Raw genomic sequence first — 18,919 nt, forward strand, 5'->3', positions numbered from 1 at the left:
GGCGTCGCTCCATTTCCAGAATGAATGAGTTTGATGTGCGTCATTGCGGATTCTCGCCAACCGATTGGATCGGATCGCGGGCAAAGCGCAGCGTCACGCGGGTTCCGCCGTTCGCGGCTGCGGCAAAGGTCATTTCGCCGCCATGTTCTTCGACAATCTTGTTGACGATCGCGAGGCCCAGGCCGGTGCCTTTGTCACGCGTGGTGACATAGGGTTCGACAATGTTGTCGCTATCTTTGGGCAGCCCGATTCCATTGTCGGTGACGGTCACGATCACGCTGTCATCATTGGCCGAAACATCGACGGCAATCTTGCCGCGATAGTCGGGTTCTGATGCTTGTGCTTTTGCCTCGACAGCTTCGACACCGTTCTTGAGGACATTGGTCATCGCCTGCCCCACCTGATGGCGATCGCTGGCCATCATCAAGGGTGGCTCCGCATCGCAGGAGAATGCGAAATCAACTTGCGGATGGGCAACCTCTTGCAGGAACATGGCTTGCCGGACCAGATCGATTGCGTCCTCTTTTCTGAAAACAGGCTTTGGTAGGCGCGCAAAGGACGAGAATTCATCGACCATCGTGCGCAGCTCGCCAACCTGCCGGACAATTGTATCGGTCAAATCGTCAAACAGCTCGCCATCGGTTTCAATCTGGCGGCGGTAGCGCCGTTTCAAGCGCTCGGTCGCGAGTTGGATCGGGGTAAGCGGGTTCTTGATCTCGTGCGCAATACGGCGCGCTACATCGGACCATGCGGCTTGTCTTTGGTCGAGCAGTTGGCGGGTAATGTCCTCGAAAGTGATCACTTTGCTCAGGCCGGTTTCGGTCAGCTTGACCGCCAGCGTCAAAAGCTCGCCTTCCTTGTTGTAGCTGACAATCCCGCTTGCCAGATTGGCATCCACCAGCGCCGAAATTTGCGGCGACAGCTCTGCCAGCGGAGAACCGGCGGGATCTTCGGTCTCATCGCCCAGCAAGACGTGCTGCGCGGTACTGTTCATCAGCAGAATGCGCCCGTCATTATCGATCGAGATAATTCCGGCAGAGGTGGATTCGAGCAGCGTCTGCATGAACACCCTGCGCTGGTCGAGCTGTTCGTTCGCGCCGACAAGATCATCGGTCTGCTTCTCGATCTGCGCAGTCATCCGGTTGAAAGCGCGGTTGAGCATACCGATCTCGTCCGCGCCGGTTCTGCCTTCCAGCCTCAGCGCGAAATTGCCCGCGCCAACTTTGCGCGCCGCGGCAACCAGATCGGTCAGCGGCTCGACCTGCCGATCGGCAAATCGCAATGCGAACCAGACCGCCAGACCGACAAGCGCAAGCGAGACGAAAAACAGCGCGAGATTGAATCGCAATTGCAGCGCCCTCGCCCGGCTTGTGAGAACATCATACGCGTCGGATACCGACTTGGCGCGTTCCCATTGACTGAATGGCAACGCTTCGGAATTGCGCGCATTGTAAAGGTAAACCCCGCTTTCCGCATCAATCGGGGTAACCGCCTCGATCCGTTCCTGATTGGCGTTGATGGCAACCGCTTCGCCTGCATCGAGCCGGTCCAGCACGGTAGAGACGAATTCATCAGGAACATTGCCTTGTCGCAGATCCATCGTGATCGCGGTGCGCAAAGTGCCGTCGGAAACGCGCTGCAGAATGGTCGATTCATTCAGCTGGCGGCCCTGCATTTGCAGATTGTAAAAGTCGATAAAATCGGAATCGGAAATGCTCGCGACCTTAAGATATTCGCGCAGATCGTTGGCCATAGTGATGGTCTCGTTGCCCACCTCCAGCTGGTTCTGCTCGTAATATCCCTCGGCAAGCTCGTTGGCGTTCTGCATCAATCCGCGCGAATTGTCGGAGAACCAGAAATCGACGCCAGATTGGAACAAGACAGCAGCAAATGCGGCCACCAGCAAAGTCGGCACTGCGGCCACGACCGAGAAGAAAAACACCAGGCGCGTGTGCAATCGCGCCGTGCTACCGGCAGCGCGGCGGATCGCCATGCGCCTCCCGAACAGCACCAGCAAACCCATCGAGGGAATGAGCGACCCGATCAGAAGCGTCGCGATCTGGCCCGAAGGCAACAACCGCCCGTCAGGCGGCGCATTCGCAAATGCCAGATAGGTGGTTACGCCCATGGCGATCACCGCCAGCGCGCAAACAATTTCCAACACCAGAAAGAAATTCGCGCGACGCGACGTCACGACAAAACGCCGCCACCATCTCGGGCTCTTGCGAGGTATCGTCAGCGAGGCACTGTCCATCGTTGCAACGGTACAACGCCAGTGTTGCAATTATGCAAGAACTTTTTCGACCAAGCGAGGCGCGCCAGCGCCCAGCGCCCTCAGTTTCCGGCAAACATTTCCGGCTCGATGGCCAAATCGACAATGCGTTTACGCAAAGTGTTGCGATTGATCCCGAGCAATTTTGCTGCCCGCAGCTGGTTCCCCGAGGTTTGCCGCAGCGCCCACTCAAACAGCGGTTTTTCGAAAGCCGCCTGCGCCGAATGGTACACAGTACCGGCGGGCGGGTTCTCTGCTTCGAGCCATCTCTGCACGACCGCCGTAATCCCTACTCCGGTCTGCTGGTTGCGCGCCGGCATCGCCTCGCTCAACACTTCGGAAACGCCAGCCTGATCGATCACTTCGTCGCGCGCCAGAACAATCAGCCGGTAAATTGTGTTGCGCAATTCGCGCACGTTCCCCGGCCAATCTTGCTGTTTGAGCAGCTTCAGCGCGGCGCTGTTGATCTGGCGAAGCGGCAGGCCTTCTTTGGTGGCGAGCTTCAGAAAATGCGTTGCAAGTGCTTCGATATCATCGCGGCGATCGCGCAGCGGCGGCAGCTGGATCGGCACGACGTTCAGGCGGTAAAACAAGTCCTCGCGGAACGATCCCGCCGCGATCATCGGTTTCAAATCCCGGTTGGTGGCGGCAACAATGCGCACATCGATTGCAATCTCCTGCCGTCCGCCGACACGGCGGATCCTGCCCGATTGCAAAGTGCGCAGCAGGCGCGTCTGCGCTTCAATCGGCATGTCCCCGATCTCGTCGAGAAACAGGGTCCCGCCATTGGCCTGTTCGAATTTGCCGATCGTTTGGGCGACTGCGCCGGTGAAGGCCCCTTTCTCATGGCCGAACAATTCGCTTTCGATCAATTCGGAAGGGATTGCAGCGGCGTTCACCGCGACAAACGGCCCGGTCTTGCGATGCCCCAGCTCGTGAATAGCCTCTGCGACAAGCTCTTTACCTGTGCCCGATTCACCCAGGACCAGTACCGTCAGATCATTGTGCAGAACGCGGGTGATCATCCGATAGACGCCCTGCATCGCCTGGCTGCGCCCCACCAATGGCAAGCTGCCCGCAGCGTCGCTTGTGTCGGCGGCTTCGCCTACATTTGAGGCGACAGCTTGCGAGACAGCCCTGACCAGTTCTTCCAGATCAAACGGTTTGGGGAAATATTCGAACGCACCGGTTTCCGTCGCGCGGATAGCGGTGTCGAGCGTGTTCTGCGCCGAAAGGATAATGATCGGCATCGCGGCGTGGTTCTTTTGAACCGCTGGCAGGCTCTCAATACCGTCGCCATCGCTCAGCATGATGTCGGTCAGCATTGCGGCGAAGCTGTGTTGGCCCAGCGCCCGGTCGCGCTCTGCGATGCTGGCGCAACCGGTCACGTCGAAGCCTTCTTCCTCCAGCGCAGCGGTGACCACGGTTGCGATCGCGCTGTCATCTTCAACCAAGAGTATCCGGCTCATATCTGGTTCCTACCTTGCTTCCTTGTCGGCAAGCGCCAAATGCAGCCGAAAACTTGTCTTGCCTGCGGCCTCATCGCGTTTGTGGCTGATGCGTCCGCCCAGATCGCGGGCCAGCTTCTTGACCAATGCCAGGCCCAACCCTTGCCCGCTCTTTTTGGAAGTCACGAAGGGTTCGAAAATCTGGTCGCCCAGTTCGGGATCAAGCCCGGGGCCGTTGTCGATGACCGAAATTTCCACCGGCAAGCGCACCGACCGGCCCAGGCGAAACACATTGGGCCCCAACCCGCTTACGAACCGTGTCCGGACGGTGACGGTCGGCTCGTCAGAATCCGCGCAAGCATCAACCGCATTGGTCAGCAAATTAATCAAGATTTGTTCAAGCGATGCAGCATTGGCCAACACATCGGGCAATGACGGATCGAATTCTTCCTGCAATTCCGCTCGCCCTTCAGCAGCAGCTTTGACGCTTGCCATCGCATTGCGGATCGAATGGTGCAGATTGACCGGCTCCAACGGCTCTGCGGTCTGGCTTCCCAGTTCCTGCATCCGGTCGATCAGCCCGGCGATCCGGGCAACTTCCTCTGCAATCATCGAGGTAAGCCCGCGATCTTTCTCATCCAGTTTGCGCGCGATCAGCTGCCCAGCCCCGCGGATCGCGGCGAGGGGGTTCTTGATCTCATGCGCAAGAATTGCCGGGGCCTTGAGCGAAGATGAGCCGTCTCCCCGACCGTCGATCGCATCATCGCCCACATCGGAAAATGTCAGCACACGCCATCCCGGGTGCGACGGCAATGGGGAGGCGGTGAGATTGATCTGAAGCGATCGATCATTGATCGAAACCGAAATGCCGCGCGCGACCAATTGCGCGCTATCGTCGCTCAGCTTTTGCTCGACACCGCTTTCGGCAAGATCGATCACATCGGACAATTTTGCGCCGACAAGCCGTTTAGCACTGCGGCCCAGCATGTCCTCCGCCGCGTGGTTTGCCTCTGCAATCACTCGGTCTTCATCGATCAGCAGCAGCGCAAAGATAAATCCCGCGATCTGGGCCTTCGCATCGGGTCGTTGCTGGGCCATTTTCAGGCAGCGCGGCGGTTCATGAACGGCGTGTAGAACCGTTCAAGCTCGCCCAGGACCTGCTCCGGATCGTCGATAAAGTTCACATGGTTCCGGAATTCCGCAGAACCGTGCATGCCTTTGGTATACCACCCCAGATGCTTGCGCGCGACTTTGCTCCCGACATCGCGGCCGTAATGGTCCAGCATGCCTTTGTAATGTTCGACCAGAACTTCATATTGTTCGTCAAAACTGGGACTTGGGATCGACTCTCCGGTTTGCAGCCAGTGCATCACCTGACCGAGCAGCCAAGGCTTGCCATAGGCGCCGCGCCCGATCATCACGCCGTCCGCGCCCGATTGTTCCAGCGCCGCCGCGGCATCCTCTATCCCGCAAACATCACCATTGACGATAACCGGGATCGAGACCGCGTCCTTGACCTTGCGGATAAAGGACCAATCGGCAGAGCCTTTATACATCTGGTTACGCGTGCGGCCGTGGACCGTGATCATTTTCACGCCCAGATCCTCTGCGATCCGCGCGAGCTCTGGCGCGTTGAGACTGGCATGATCCCAGCCCATCCGCATTTTAACCGTGACCGGCACCGAAACGGCTTTGACCGTTTCTTCCATCAGCTTTGTGGCAAGCGGCACTTCGCGCATCAGCGCAGAGCCGGCCATGCCGTTGGTGACCTTGCGCACGGGGCAGCCGAAATTGATATCGATGATCGCAGCGCCGCGATCTTCGTTCAGTTTTGCGGCTTCTCCCATCGAAACCGGATCGCAGCCGACCAATTGCATCGACACCGGCTCTTCGCTCGCGTCCCAGGCGGCCTTTTGGATCGACTGGCGGGTTTCGCGAATGGCCGCTTGGCTCGCGATCATTTCGGTAACGTTGAGGCCCGAACCATAACGGCGCACCAGCTTGCGAAACGGCAAATCGGTTACCCCGGTCATCGGCGCGAGTACGACCGGACTGGGGATCGCGACATCGCCAACCATGATCGGGCCGAGTTTGGGTGGGGTGGGAAGAACAGTCATTGAAAGATGTGCCTAAATTTTGGGCAGCGCATAGTGCATTGCAGCAACCGGTGCAAGCAGCTAGCGCGTGCAAACGATGGCAGACGCCCCGCCCCTTCCCCCTTTCGCAGCGGTAATTGTCGCCGCGGGCAAAGGCCTCCGCGCGGGCCAGCCTGTTCCGAAACAATTCGCAATGTGGCGCGGAAAGCCGGTCATCCGCCATTCCGCTGAAGCTCTCTCGGCCGCAGGGGGCTCGCCCATCATCGTCGCAATCCCCGAAGGCGGGGAAGAGATTGCCGCCGCCGCCCTCGCCGGCGTTGATGCAGTGCAATTGGTAACCGGCGGAGAAACCCGGCAGGATTCGGTCCGCTTGGCGATTGAAACACTGGCCGAATCTGCCCCGGACTATGTCCTGATCCACGATGCTGCGCGGCCCGATCTAAGGCGCGATGTGATCGAGCGTCTGCTAAGCTCTCTGGATCAGCATCCGGGCGCAATTCCGGTTCTGCCGGTGGTTGATAGTCTGTCGGTCGATGAAAACGGGATCATGGCCGGTTCCGCAGACCGGACGGTTTTGAGACGCGTACAAACCCCGCAGGCCTTTCGTTATGGCGACATACTGTCCGCCCACCGCGCCTGGAGCGGCGAAAGCGACGCGGGCGATGATGCGCAGGTTCTGGTCGCAGATGGCGGATCGATTGCCCATGTCGGGGGTGACGAGGCGCTGAAGAAACTCACTTTCGCAGAGGATTTTATAGGCGGACAGCCGATGATCAGAACCGGAATGGGATATGACGTCCATCGCCTTGCTGCGGGTGAGGAGCTGTGGCTTGGCGGCGTACGAATCGAGCATGAGAAGGGGCTTTCCGGCCATAGCGACGCTGACGTTGCGCTTCATACCATTGTCGATGCCTTGCTCGGCGCGGTGGCGGCCGGCGATATTGGCGACCATTTCCCGCCCAGCGACCCGCAATGGAAAGGCGCGCGGTCCGCGCAATTTGTCGAACATGCCCGCGATCTGGTTGCCGCAGCGGGTTATGACATCGGCAATGTCGATCTGACGATAATCTGCGAAGCGCCCAAAATCGGCCCTCACCGTGAAGCGATCAGGGTGACAATCGCGGGTCTGTTGGGCGTTGACATCGGGCAAGTCAGCGTCAAAGCAACAACCACAGAAAGGCTCGGCTTTACCGGGCGCGAAGAAGGCATTGCTGCGCAAGCGATTGCCACAGTGATCAAGAGGAATTGACCGGACATGAAACGCACATTCTCAAAACTTGCGGCGAGCGCTGCAGCCTTGATAGCGCTGGCTCAACCGCAATTGTTGGCGGCACAAGATTGCGTGGATCAAGAGGCTTTGTCCGATGCCACGATCTACGCGATGCCCCTGCTTTACACCGCCTTTTCAACCAAATGCGGAAGCGAGTTGAGCGAAACCGGCTTTCTGGCGACCGAGGGCGAGGCATTTATCGCCCCCTATCAGGCCTTGCAGGATGACAAGTGGTCGGGCGCTTTCGTGCTGCTCCAGCAATTTGGCAAAGGCCGTAAAGGCAAAGGCAATGATGAAATGCTCAAGCTGTTCAGCTCTCTGCCCGAAGAAGCTATGCGTCCCTTCGTTGACGCGATAATTCAGCAGAAGGTTGCTGAGGAAATCAAAGTCAAAGATTGCGGCAAGATCGAACGCGGGGTTGAAGCCCTCGCCCCCTTGCCGCCGGAGAATATGGGATCATTGCTGTCATTCATCATGGACATGTCGGGCGTCAAGAATCCTTCGCTTTGCCCCTATGATCCCGAATGACAGATACACTCCTTCCCGATGACATCTTCGCGCTTGCCAAGCGGGTGGTCGAAGAAAACGCCAAGGCCGGGCGGACAATCGCGGTTGCGGAAAGCTGCACCGGCGGATTGGTCGCATCTGCGCTGACCGAGATTGCCGGATCATCGTCTGTCCTTGATCGCGGCTTTGTCACCTATTCGAACGAAGCGAAGATGGAGAGCCTCGACGTCGCGAGCGATATAATCGAGACCTTCGGCGCGGTCTCCATCGCCTGCGTATGGGCGATGGCCAAGGGCGCGCTGCACAACAGCAATGCCGACGTTGCGGTCGCGATCAGCGGTGTTGCGGGGCCAGGCGGCGGAACGGATCTAAAACCGGTCGGAACAGTCGTTTTCGCGCGCGTATTGCGCGATGATGAAGGCGAACCGGAAGGCGAACTGAAAAGTTTTGGTGATTTGGGCCGCGCAGAGGTGCGGCATCAAGCCACGTTGTGTGCGCTCGAATTGCTGCTGCCGTAAAGATCATCTGCGCGCGCTTCAAACGCGGCCACCATTTTGCGGAAAGCCCGGTCAAAATACTGCCCGGCAAGCGCTTCGAAAACGCGGCTCTTGAAAGTGAACTCTACGCAAAAATCAACTTCGCAGCTGCCATCGGCCAGCGGGGTGAAAGTCCAATTATTGTCGAGATCGCGCAATGGCCCATCGACATAATGCACCTTGATCGAATGGGGCCGGTCTTTTGCCACGCGAGAGGTGAATTTCTCTCGCAATGATTTGAAACCGACGACCATATCGGCGACCATTTCGCTGTCATTGTCAGACCGCACACGGGTGGCAACCACCCACGGTAAGAATTCCTTGTATCGGCCCACATCGGCGACCAGATCGAACATCTGCTCGCAGCTATAGGGAAGCACCCGTTTTTCGCGGATGCCCGGCATTATACCTTTTGCTTGGCCAGCTTCGCTTCGCGTGCGGCGCGCATTTCGGCAAAATCATCGCCCGCGTGATAACTTGATCGCGTGAGCGGAGTGGATGCCACCTGAAGGAAGCCTTTTGCCCGCGCAATTGCACCAAACGCGTCAAATGCCTTGGGCGTCACAAAGTCTTCAACCTTGGCGTGTTTCGGCGTTGGCTGGAGATATTGGCCCATGGTCATGAAATCGATATCCGCTGTGCGCATATCGTCCATCACCTGATGCACTTCCAGGCGCTGTTCACCCAACCCCAGCATGATGCCGGATTTGGTAAAGATCATAGGATCATGCCGCTTCACTTCTTCCAACAGGCGAAGCGATGCATAATATCGCGCACCCGGGCGGATCGTGGGATAGAGGCGCGGAACGGTTTCGAGGTTGTGATTATAAACATCGGGACCGGCTTCGCAGATTGCCTCAACCGCCGGGCGCATTTTGCCGCGGAAATCGGGCGTTAGAATCTCGATCGTGGTGTTGGGGGTTTCGCGGCGCAGTGCCTTGATAACTTTGACGAATTGCCCCGCCCCGCCATCGGGCAGATCATCGCGATCGACCGAAGTGATCACAATATGCTCCAGCCCCATTTTTGCAGCGGCCAGCGCTGTATTTTCCGGCTCCATCGGATCGACGATCCGCGGCATGCCGGTTTTGACATTGCAGAAAGCGCATGCACGGGTGCACACATCGCCAAGGATCATCACCGTTGCGTGTTTCTTGGTCCAGCACTCACCGATATTCGGGCACGCTGCCTCCTCGCACACGGTGTTGAGATTGAGCTCGCGCATCAGTTTGCGCGTCTCGTGATAGCCTTTGCTGACGGGCGCTTTTACGCGAATCCAGTCGGGCTTGCGCTGCCGCGCGGGGCGCTCGCCCTCTGGCTTGGGAGAGGAGGAAAGATCGTTCATGTGGGCCATTTAGGCTCGGGACTTGCCATAGGCAATGGCTCGCGGCATCTGCATTCATATGCAGAATGACGAGAACCCCGCTCTGGACGCCCTGATTGATGGCTATCACCGGTTTCGCGAGAATGACTGGCAGCAACAGCGCGAAAGGTGGAGCGCGCTGAAAGAAGGCCAATCGCCAAAAACCATGGTGATTGCCTGCTCTGACAGCCGCGTGGACCCGACGCAGATTTTCGATGTCGATCCCGGTGAGATTTTTGTCGTGCGTAATGTCGCCGCGATGGTGCCTCCGTTTGAAACCACGCCCGGCAAGCACGGCGTATCGGCGGCGCTCGAATTTGCTGTGCAGTTCCTTAAGGTAAGCCAGGTCGTGGTGCTGGGGCACGGTATGTGCGGCGGGTGCAAAGCGGCGTTGACGCAGGACCTTCACGGTGCTGAACCCGGCCAAGGCGGATTTGTGTCCAACTGGATCGCGCTGCTCGACGATGCCCGTGATCCGATCGCGCAGGAGCATGGCACCACCGGCCGCACTGCCGAGCGGGCGATGGAACTTGCCGCGGTCAAAGTCAGCTTGGACAATTTGCGGACATTCCCCTGCGTGAAAGAGAAAGAGGCAGACGGATCGTTGACCCTGCGCGGCGCTTACTTCGCGATTGCTGACGGGGTTCTGCATCTGCTCGATGAAGGCAGCGGCGCATTTTCGCCGGTGATGCAATGACTCAGGAAACGCTCAAAAATATCGCTCTGCTGATCGATGCGGACAACACGACCCCGCAGGGCATCGATCCGGTGCTGACGGTTATGGCGGAACTGGGCCAAGTGAATATCCGCCGCGCTTATGGCAATTTCGCGAAGGGAAACCTCGCCAAATGGGACAAGATCACCAATCGCTTCGGGATCCGGCCGCAGCAGCAATTTGACGTATCAAAAGGGAAAAACGCCACCGATATGGCGATGACGATTGATGCCATTGATTTGCTCAATCAGGGAAAGGTCGATGGTTTCGGACTGATGACGTCGGACAGCGATTTCACCCCGCTGGTCACCCGCCTGCGGCAAGACGGCATTGTCGTTTACGGCTTTGGCAGCACCAAAACGCCCGAATCCTTCCGGTCCGTCTGCACCCGCTTTATCGACATCGACAAGCTGATCGCCGCCAACAAGGATGACCGGACAGGCGCCGAAAAGCCGGCCAAGTCACCCAAGCCCGTTATCGACGAAGAGCTCGAGGAATTGATCATCGCCGCCTATAACGAGGCGAAACGCGATCAGAAGGGCTTTGCCCGGCTCCAGCAAGTGGGCCAGATTGCGGGCAACCGTTCCAGTTTCGACGTAAGAAATTACGGCTTCAAGAACCTGTCAGAGCTGTTTGAATCGCTGGAAAACTTTCAGGTGGACCGGCGCGATGACGGACAAGTCCTCGTAAAGCGTTTACGGTAAAGCCGCGGCCACAAAAAAGGCGCGAGCCGGAGCCCGCGCCTTCCTTTAATCCATGCTTGCGATTGTTACATCGCAGCTTCGGCAGCAACCGCCGCAGCGCCGACTTGCGTGTCTGCGTAGGTCTGCCAAAGCTTGGCAATCGCGCTGCGATTGCCCTTCACCTGATCCAGAGTGGCTTTCGCCTCTGCAATCTTGCCCTGGTCGATTTGCGCGATGCCCATGCGGGTGTTCACCACATCCATATCAGCGCCGGCCTTGGTGGCCGCGATTGCGTAAAGCTCTTCGGCCTTGGCGGACATGCCATAGCTGAGGAAAACATCGCCCGCTGCGGTTGCGGTGATCGCGGTGGCAGCGGCTTTGCGCGCGTCGGCTTCTAGCTGCGGCAATTCTGCACGATCGGCAGCAATCCGCTCGTTAGCGGTAGAGCGCGCTTCCGAAACGAAAGGATCTGACGCTTCCAACGCACCGGCTGCGATACCCTGATCAACGATCCGCTTCACTTCGCCGGGAAGGCGGCGCGCGTCTGCGGCCTGGATGTAGTCACCAAAATCATTTCCCGTAATCAGCGCGTCGGCACGATCGGCCAGGCGCATGATATCGAGCAGTTCAGCCGCTTTGAAATCGATAAAAGAACGCTGCATCGCGATTGCGTTGTTCCAGCTTCTCTCGGTCGGGTAATATTTGACATGCATTGCGCTCAGATTGATCGCGTCGAGACCGGCATCGCTGTTATATGCTGCAGAGAAGCCGCGAACGAGCCATTCTTCCTTCGGCGTTCCGCCGGCAGCAACGGTCGATTCGATCACGCTTTTAAGATACGCGAGACCTTCCGCTGTCTTGTCTTCCTGAAAATACAGCGCGGCAATTGTCGTTTCGAGCTCTGCAGTATTGTAGCCCGCGCCAAGCGCTTCCTTGAAACGCGAACGCGCACCTTCCAAGTCTTCGAGCTGATATGCCAACTGACCGGAATTGTACAAATACTGGCCAAGCCGTTCGGCAGGAATGCGGCCGCTTTCCAGCATCATATCGATGCCTTGACGCTGCATGCCGAGGTCTTTTGATGTGATACCGGCAGAGTAAATCAGGCTGCCCGCAGCGCGTTTGTCATCGGGGGTTGAAACCGCTGCCAGAACCGCCGGTAGACCCGCTTTGACGCCTTCGATATCTGGAACCTCGGCATTGGCGAGGTCGTTGATTGGAGAATAGACCGATACGAAGTCCTTCGAATATTTCGGTTTTTCATCGTTTTTTTGCGCCTGAACCGGCTCGGCAAATGCGCCAAGACCAAGCGCGCTGCCGCACATCAGCGCAGCAGCAAGGGCAAATTTCGATCCGCGGCGTTTCGTCGCCTTGACTGGGTCGAGTGTAAACATCTGGGTTTCTCCCATGATTAAAATGATATGCCATTTGGCTGAGTTACATCTCACTAACGCGCTAGTGGCGTCATGTGTTCCGCATTGCAATACAATCTATGCAGACGCTCCTGAACACGCTTTGAACGATGCGTGCAAGCCGGTGCGCGGCGGCTTGCTGCCAAGGCGCAAAGGAAGTGTGGAAAACCCCCCTGTGGCGCCGTCAAATAGCCTGCCTAGAGTGGCGGAAATGCGGCTGTTCGCCTAGGTTGCAAGCTCAATTATGCATGCGTTTAAGCAGTAGAAAAGAGACCCCTTGAGCGACGATACAGAAACCCTCGTACCGCCTTCGTCACCGGAGCAACATGAACGCATCGACATCGTCGATGAGATGAAGACGAGCTACCTCGATTACGCGATGAGCGTGATCGTCAGCCGCGCGCTTCCCGATGTGCGCGACGGTCTCAAGCCCGTTCACCGGAGAATCCTTTACGCCAGTCAGGAAGGCGGCATGGTCGCGGGCCGGCCTTTCCGCAAATGCGCCAAAATCGTCGGCGATGTGATGGGCAATTATCACCCGCACGGCGACAGCGCGATTTACTTCGCGCTGGTGCGGATGGCGCAGGACTGGTCTATGCGCGTGCCGCTGGTCAGCGGTCAGGGCAATTTCGGTTCGATGGACCCCGACGATCCGGCGTCGATGCGTTATACAGAGGCGCGGCTGGCAAAAGTGGCCAACAGCCTGCTGGACGATCTCGACAAGGATACGGTCGATTTCGTCGACAATTATGACGGCTCGCTGAAGGAACCGTCGGTATTGCCGGCGCGCTTCCCCAACCTGCTGGTCAACGGCGCAGGCGGTATCGCGGTTGGTATGGCAACCAACATCCCGCCGCACAATCTGGGCGAAGTGATCGATGGCTGCTTTGCCTATATGGACAATCCGGCGATCACTTCTGAAGAGCTGGTCGAGATCATTCCCGGGCCTGACTTCCCCACGGCTCCGCTGATTTTGGGCCAATCCGGCGCGCGTTCTGCCTATACAACCGGCCGAGGATCGATTCTGCAGCGCTGCCGGCACGAGATCGAGACCAAGCGCGGGGATCGCGAGTCGATCGTTCTCACATCGATTCCCTACCAGATCGGCAAATCCGGCCTTGTCGAAAAGCTCGCCGAGGCGGCGAAGGACAAGCGCATCGAGGGCGTGTCCGATATTCGCGACGAATCCAGTCGTGAAGGCGTGCGCGTAGTGATCGATCTGAAACGCGATGCAACCGCAGAGGTCGTGCTCAACCAGATCTGGCGGCACACACCGGCGCAATCCAGCTTCCCGGCCAACATGCTGGCGATCCGCGGCGGCCGTCCGGAAATCCTGATGCTGCGCGAGTTCATCCAGGCGTTTATCCAGTTCCGCGAAGAAGTTATCACGCGCCGGACCAAGTTCGAACTGAACAAAGCCCGCGAACGGGCGCATATATTGCTTGGTCTGGTGGTTGCCGTTTCGAATCTGGATGAAGTTGTTGCGATGATCCGCGGTGCCCCCAATCCGGCAGAGGCGCGCTCAAGGCTGCTCGCGAAGGAATGGCCTATCGGCGATATCGCGCAATATATCGCGCTGATCGAAGCCATCGAACCAACAGACGGCCAGAAAGGCGGCACGTACCGCCTGTCCGAACGGCAGGTGAAGGCAATCCTCGATTTGCGTCTGCATCGCCTCACTGCGCTGGGCCGTGACGAAATTGGCGACGAGCTCAAGGAACTATCCATAGCCATCGAGGAATATCTCTCGATCCTGTCGGACCGAGTGAAACTTTATGGCATCATGCGCGACGAGCTGACCGAGATTAAAGAGAATTACGCGACCCCTCGCTTGTCCGAGATCGCGCCCGCATGGGACGGCCTTGACGATGAAGATCTGATCGAGCGTGACGAGATGGTCGTGACGGTCACATTGGACGGCTATATCAAGCGGACCCCGCTTTCGACCTTCCGGGCGCAAAATCGCGGCGGGAAAGGCCGCGCCGGAATGGCCACGAAGGAAGAAGATGCGGTGAGCGAAATGTTCGTCACCAGCACGCACAATCCGGTGCTGTTCTTCTCTACAGAGGGCAAGGTTTACCGCCTGAAAGTATGGAAACTGCCCGAAGGCGGGCCGACCACGCGTGGCCGACCGATCATCAATCTGCTGCCATCGCTCGATGAAGGTGAAACAATCCGGACAGTCCTGCCGCTGCCCGAAGATGAAGACAGCTGGGGCGCTCTCACCGTCGTGTTTGCGACCAAGATGGGCAATGTCCGCCGTAACAGCATGGATTCCTTCGCCAATATCCCGTCCAACGGCAAGCTGGCGATGCGGTTCGAGGAAGGCTCTGACGACAAGCTTGTCGGCGTGGCCTTGCTCGAGGCGGGTGACGATGTTCTGCTCGCGACCAAGCTGGGCAAGGCAATCCGCTTCGGCGGCGAGGATGTGCGCGAATTTGTCAGCCGCACCTCCACCGGTGTTCGCGGAATGAAATTCAAAGAAGACGGGGACGAGGTTGTCTCGCTCTCAATCCTTCACGGCGGCTCGGCAACGCCGGAAGAACGCGACGAATATTTGAAAGTCGCTCCGTGGAAATCGGAAGAAGATGCTCCCGAATTGTCGGCCGAACACGCCGAAATGGCCGAAGCAGAGCAATTTATCCTGACAGTATGCGCCAATGGTTATGGCAAGCTGTCCTCTGCTTACGAATATCGCCGTGCTGGACGGGGCGGTCAGGGCGTGACCAATATCGACAATATCAAGCGCAACGGGCCGGTGGTTGCCAGCTTTACCGCAACCAAATCTGACCAATTGATGCTGGTCACCGATCAGGCAAAATTGATCCGGATCGGACTGGATTCTCTGCGCGTGATCGGCCGCGCCAGTTCCGGCGTGCGGCTGTTTAATGTAAGCGATAAAGAGAAAATCGTCAGCGTTGCCAAACTCGATGAGGAAGAAGCGCCCGAAAACGACGCCGAGGAGGCAGTGGTCGAAGAAATGGTCGGGCGCGATAGCGAACCCACCACCCCGCCGACCACACTCCATTCGGATGACAATATCGGGGAAGATCCGGAGACATGAACATGAAGGTCGAACCAACCGATGCACCGTGCGGAGCACACATCACCGGGGTCGACCTAAGCCGAGAACTGGATCGGGAAAAGATTGCGGCAATTCGCGCTGCTTGGCTGAAACATAAAGTCATCGCTTTTCCCGATCAGCATCTTGATGATGATGCGCTGGAACGCTTCACCCTGACATTGGGTGAATTTGGCGTGGATCCTTTTTTCGCGCCGATCCCCGGACGAGAGAATATCGCGGCAATACTGCGCGAAGCGGATGAAACGACGCCGCTTTTTGCCGAAAGCTGGCATAGCGACTGGAGTTTTCTTCCCCGGCCTCCCGCGGGAACATGCCTCGCGGCAGTGGAAATTCCCCCCGTTGGCGGCGATACGCTGTTTGCCGATCAAGTGGCCGCTTTCGACGCGTTACCGGCGCAGCGCAAAGACTATCTCAGATCATTGACAACGATCCATTCGGCGAGCCGCGGCTATGCGCCTTCGGGGCTTTACGGAGAAAATGACGAAGGCCGCTCGATGGCGATCAGACCAAGTGAAGAGGCACTGAAGACCCAAACACATCCGCTGATCACCACCCATCCGGAAACCGGAGAGGAAACCATTTTTTGCAGCCTTAGCTATGTCGTCGGGATCGAGGGCATAGATGAAATGGAAGCGATGCAATTTGTTGTCGAGCTATCCGAATGGCAAACGCGTGACGAATTTGTGTACCGCCACAAGTGGCAGCCGGGGATGGTAATCCTGTGGGACAATCGCAGCGTCCTTCACAAGGCAACGGGCGGATATGAAGGGCACCGGCGAGAGCTTCATCGAACGACCATCGCGGCCCCTGCCCTTGGCTAATATTGGCGATTAATCAGGTGTCTGGCCGATCTGGCCCGGACTGACCCGCCAACTCTGACCGTTGCCGGAAGCTTGTTCGACGCGGACCAAAGCCTATCCCACCCCAACCGGAGAGCTCAGAGAGACGAAAATGGTAGCGATCAAAATTGAATATGTAGGCAATTTGCACTGCCAGGCGACGCACGCTCCGTCAGGATCACAACTGACCACCGATGCCCCGGCCGACAATATGGGCAAGGGAGAGGCATTTTCGCCAACTGATCTTGTCGCCACTGCCTTGGGAACCTGCATTCTGACCGTGATGGGTACAAAGGCACAATCGATGGATATTGACCTTTCAGGTTCAACAGTGGTTGTTGAGAAGGAAATGGCCAGCGGCCCGCGCCGGATTGGTCGTCTCGCGACGAGCATCGTTATTCCTCATCAGGTTTCCGAACGGGATAGGAAAGTCTTGGAAGCGGCAGCTTTCACCTGTCCGGTCCACAAGAGCATGTCGCCTGACGTCGAAATGCCGATTGCGTTTGAATGGGCCAAGTGAGCGAATGGCAATGATTTGCCGGACGTTCCTCAAATCTGTCTCTGCACCGCTTGGGAATAGCGGCTTTTACGCGGCATCCGGAAGTTCTTGCCGCAGCGTTTGAATGACGCCGGTAGCGATCAGGAATTGTCCGCAATAATAAAGCGGCCAAATCAAAAGTGATGGTATCATGCTGCCATCCGGATGCCCTATTCCATAGAAAATGAGCCAGTCGGACACGACAAAGAGCACCGCACCAAGTCCCACCCGATAGCGCGAGAAACGGCTCATCCATGCGGATGCGGCCATTGCGCCCAGCGCCACACCATAGGCTGTCACAGCCGGATCGCGGGTCAGCAGCCAGCACATTATCGGTGTGATCAGAAGCAAGGCTGCGCCCAAAACCTTCTGGCTGATGGTGGAAATGTGCCTTTGGTTGCGGAGATATAGAGCAATCGCGGCAAGGTGCGAAGCAAAGAATGCAGCCCCGCCCCAAATCAGGCTAAGCTCGATCAGCATATCGCCCAAGGCCGAGAGGATAAGGACCAATGCGAGCAATCTTGCGGCGAAGCTTGAATGCCGCTGCAGCGCATACACGGCCAGCAATGCGACCCCGGCGCCCTTCACCAGCATGAGCCATATCTCGCCGACTGGCTGACCGGTCATGATCAAAGCGTAATAGCCGATCGCGGCGACCAGACTTGCCAGCAACCACGGGCGTTTTTCCGTCAGGGCACGTTTGGGCACCGCACTATTCCTTTTCCATTCGCGAGCTCTCTACACTTAAGAATTGCGGATAACCACCTTAGTCCCTACCTGCGGCGCATGGCCCATGACGTGCATATTATCGGCGGCGGTTTAGCCGGAAGCGAAGCAGCGTGGCAGCTCGCCAGGCGGGGGTTCAAAGTCCGCCTGTCAGAGATGCGCGGCGCAGGCGAAATGACACCCGCACATCAGACTGACGGACTGGCAGAGCTGGTATGTTCCAACAGCTTCCGCTCCGACGACAGCGATCGGAATGCTGTCGGGTTGCTGCATGATGAAATGCGCCGGCTCGACTCGATCATCATGAAGGCAGGCGAGATTGCCCGCGTTCCGGCAGGTTCGGCGATGGCGGTGGACCGCGATGTCTTCTCTGCCGAAGTCGAACGGACGCTGGTTGAACATCCAAATGTGACCGTGGTGCGCGAACGGATAGATGCGCTGCCCGGCGACGGGCTGACCATCGTTGCAACAGGGCCGCTTACCGCTGCCAAGCTGGCGGACAGTATCGTGGCGGCGACGGGGCAAGACCGGCTTGCCTTCTTCGACGCAATCGCCCCCATCGTTCACCGCGATAGCATCGACATGGATGTCTGCTGGATCCAGTCGCGCTGGAACAAGCGCAACGAAGCGTCCAACGAGGATGGCGATTACATCAATTGCCCGATGACCAAGGACCAGTATCTGGCCTTCCATCAGGGGCTGATTGACGGGGAAAAAACCGCTTTCAAGGAATGGGAAGAAAACACCCCCTATTTTGACGGATGTATGCCGATCGAAGTGATGGCCGCGCGCGGCGTTGATACGCTGCGTTATGGCCCGATGAAGCCGGTCGGGCTGGATAATCCCAACGATACAACACCCGAATTTCCGCAAGGTCGCTGGCCCTATGCAGTGGTGCAGCTGCGCCAGGACAACAAGCTGGGCACTTTGTGGAACATGGTCGGGTTCCAGACCAAGCTGAAACATGGCGCGCAGGTCGAACTGTTCCGCACCATTCCGGGCCTGCAGAACGCCGAATTTGCGCGTCTGGGCGGCCTTCACCGCAACACCTTTCTCAATTCGCCGATGGTGCTTGACCGCCAGATGCGATTGAAGGACGCGCCCCATATTCGCTTTGCCGGCCAGATAACCGGCTGCGAAGGCTATGTCGAAAGTTCCACAATCGGACTGCTGACCGGCATGATGGCGGCGGCTGAATTGTCAGGGCAGGAATGGACATCTCCGCCGCGCACAACCGCGATGGGCGCGCTATTGTCGCACATTACCGGCGATGCAGAGGCCGAAACCTATCAACCAATGAATGTCAATTTCGGGCTGTTTCCACCGCTTCACGATATCGGCAAGAAGCAGCGCAAAGAGGCTTATACGTCGCGCGGCAAAGATGATTTTGGCGAATGGCTGAAAACTCTGGACGCTGTTCCCGCCTGAT

General features: G+C 57.9%; 17 protein-coding genes. 9 read left to right on the plus strand and 8 right to left on the minus strand.

Going from position 1 to position 18,919, the window contains the following annotated elements:
• Positions 1 to 40 precede the first annotated feature (40 nt).
• The 4 genes from GRI41_RS05545 to dusB form a co-directional block, all read right to left on the minus strand.
• Entirely contained in the window at positions 41 to 2,254 is a 2,214-nt protein-coding gene (locus tag GRI41_RS05545) for a sensor histidine kinase (protein ID WP_160603751.1), read from the minus strand.
• An 80-nt stretch (positions 2,255 to 2,334) separates the two neighbouring features.
• Complete coding sequence (locus tag GRI41_RS05550) at positions 2,335 to 3,741, minus strand: sigma 54-interacting transcriptional regulator (protein ID WP_160603752.1); 1,407 nt, start codon at positions 3,739 to 3,741, stop codon at positions 2,335 to 2,337.
• Between the two features lie 9 nt (positions 3,742 to 3,750).
• Positions 3,751 to 4,818: a two-component system sensor histidine kinase NtrB gene (locus GRI41_RS05555; RefSeq protein ID WP_160603753.1), complete on the minus strand. Its 1,068-nt coding sequence runs from the start codon at positions 4,816 to 4,818 to the stop codon at positions 3,751 to 3,753.
• Positions 4,819 to 4,820: 2 nt separating this feature from the next.
• Positions 4,821 to 5,837 (minus strand): tRNA dihydrouridine synthase DusB, encoded by a 1,017-nt coding sequence (gene dusB / locus GRI41_RS05560; RefSeq protein WP_160603754.1) that lies wholly within the window; start codon positions 5,835 to 5,837, stop codon positions 4,821 to 4,823.
• 76 nt (positions 5,838 to 5,913) lie between these two features.
• Here dusB and GRI41_RS05565 point away from each other — a divergent pair, with 76 nt between their 5' ends.
• The 3 genes from GRI41_RS05565 to GRI41_RS05575 are packed head-to-tail and all read left to right on the plus strand — an operon-like array spanning position 5,914 to position 8,111.
• Positions 5,914 to 7,065, plus strand: coding sequence for a bifunctional 2-C-methyl-D-erythritol 4-phosphate cytidylyltransferase/2-C-methyl-D-erythritol 2,4-cyclodiphosphate synthase (locus GRI41_RS05565; RefSeq protein WP_160603755.1), 1,152 nt, complete (start codon positions 5,914 to 5,916; stop codon positions 7,063 to 7,065).
• Between the two features lie 6 nt (positions 7,066 to 7,071).
• Entirely contained in the window at positions 7,072 to 7,614 is a 543-nt protein-coding gene (locus GRI41_RS05570) for a hypothetical protein (protein WP_160603756.1), read from the plus strand.
• On the plus strand, positions 7,611 to 8,111 hold the full coding sequence (locus GRI41_RS05575; protein WP_160603757.1) for a CinA family protein: 501 nt from the start codon (positions 7,611 to 7,613) through the stop codon (positions 8,109 to 8,111). Before GRI41_RS05570 ends, GRI41_RS05575 begins: the two co-directional genes overlap by 4 nt.
• On the opposite strand, the gene GRI41_RS05580 is transcribed toward GRI41_RS05575, so the two are convergent.
• On the minus strand, positions 8,072 to 8,533 hold the full coding sequence (locus GRI41_RS05580) for a type II toxin-antitoxin system RatA family toxin (protein ID WP_160603758.1): 462 nt from the start codon (positions 8,531 to 8,533) through the stop codon (positions 8,072 to 8,074). The two genes, GRI41_RS05575 and GRI41_RS05580, sit on opposite strands and share 40 nt — an antisense overlap.
• Positions 8,533 to 9,474, minus strand: coding sequence for a lipoyl synthase (gene lipA / locus GRI41_RS05585; RefSeq protein WP_160603759.1), 942 nt, complete (start codon positions 9,472 to 9,474; stop codon positions 8,533 to 8,535). Before lipA ends, GRI41_RS05580 begins: the two co-directional genes overlap by 1 nt.
• A gap of 58 nt (positions 9,475 to 9,532) precedes the next feature.
• Here lipA and GRI41_RS05590 point away from each other — a divergent pair, with 58 nt between their 5' ends.
• Entirely contained in the window at positions 9,533 to 10,189 is a 657-nt protein-coding gene (locus GRI41_RS05590) for a carbonic anhydrase (protein WP_160604642.1), read from the plus strand.
• Positions 10,186 to 10,911, plus strand: coding sequence for an NYN domain-containing protein (locus GRI41_RS05595; protein WP_160603760.1), 726 nt, complete (start codon positions 10,186 to 10,188; stop codon positions 10,909 to 10,911). Before GRI41_RS05590 ends, GRI41_RS05595 begins: the two co-directional genes overlap by 4 nt.
• Before the next feature lie 65 nt (positions 10,912 to 10,976).
• On the opposite strand, the gene GRI41_RS05600 is transcribed toward GRI41_RS05595, so the two are convergent.
• The gene (locus GRI41_RS05600) at positions 10,977 to 12,284 is read right to left on the minus strand and encodes a hypothetical protein (RefSeq protein WP_160603761.1); all 1,308 of its coding nucleotides are present in this window, start codon (positions 12,282 to 12,284) and stop codon (positions 10,977 to 10,979) included.
• 295 nt (positions 12,285 to 12,579) lie between these two features.
• On the opposite strand from GRI41_RS05600, the gene gyrA reads away from it, so the two are divergent.
• From gyrA to GRI41_RS05615, 3 genes are all read left to right on the plus strand, one after another.
• Complete coding sequence (gyrA, locus tag GRI41_RS05605; protein ID WP_160603762.1) at positions 12,580 to 15,366, plus strand: DNA gyrase subunit A; 2,787 nt, start codon at positions 12,580 to 12,582, stop codon at positions 15,364 to 15,366.
• A 2-nt stretch (positions 15,367 to 15,368) separates the two neighbouring features.
• Positions 15,369 to 16,208, plus strand: coding sequence for a TauD/TfdA dioxygenase family protein (locus GRI41_RS05610; RefSeq protein ID WP_235901057.1), 840 nt, complete (start codon positions 15,369 to 15,371; stop codon positions 16,206 to 16,208).
• A gap of 130 nt (positions 16,209 to 16,338) precedes the next feature.
• On the plus strand, positions 16,339 to 16,746 hold the full coding sequence (locus tag GRI41_RS05615) for an OsmC family protein (RefSeq protein ID WP_160603764.1): 408 nt from the start codon (positions 16,339 to 16,341) through the stop codon (positions 16,744 to 16,746).
• Positions 16,747 to 16,812: 66 nt separating this feature from the next.
• Here the strand turns inward: GRI41_RS05615 and GRI41_RS05620 are convergent, their stop codons facing one another.
• A complete protein-coding gene (locus tag GRI41_RS05620) occupies positions 16,813 to 17,472 on the minus strand; it encodes a lysoplasmalogenase family protein (protein ID WP_160603765.1) in 660 nt (219 codons plus the stop codon).
• Positions 17,473 to 17,550: 78 nt separating this feature from the next.
• Between GRI41_RS05620 and trmFO the strand changes: the two genes are divergently transcribed.
• Positions 17,551 to 18,918 (plus strand): methylenetetrahydrofolate--tRNA-(uracil(54)-C(5))-methyltransferase (FADH(2)-oxidizing) TrmFO, encoded by a 1,368-nt coding sequence (gene trmFO / locus GRI41_RS05625; RefSeq protein WP_160603766.1) that lies wholly within the window; start codon positions 17,551 to 17,553, stop codon positions 18,916 to 18,918.
• Position 18,919: the final 1 nt, after the last annotated feature.

The organism is Pontixanthobacter aquaemixtae (genome assembly GCF_009827395.1).
Taxonomy (GTDB): Bacteria; Pseudomonadota; Alphaproteobacteria; order Sphingomonadales; family Sphingomonadaceae; genus Pontixanthobacter; species Pontixanthobacter aquaemixtae.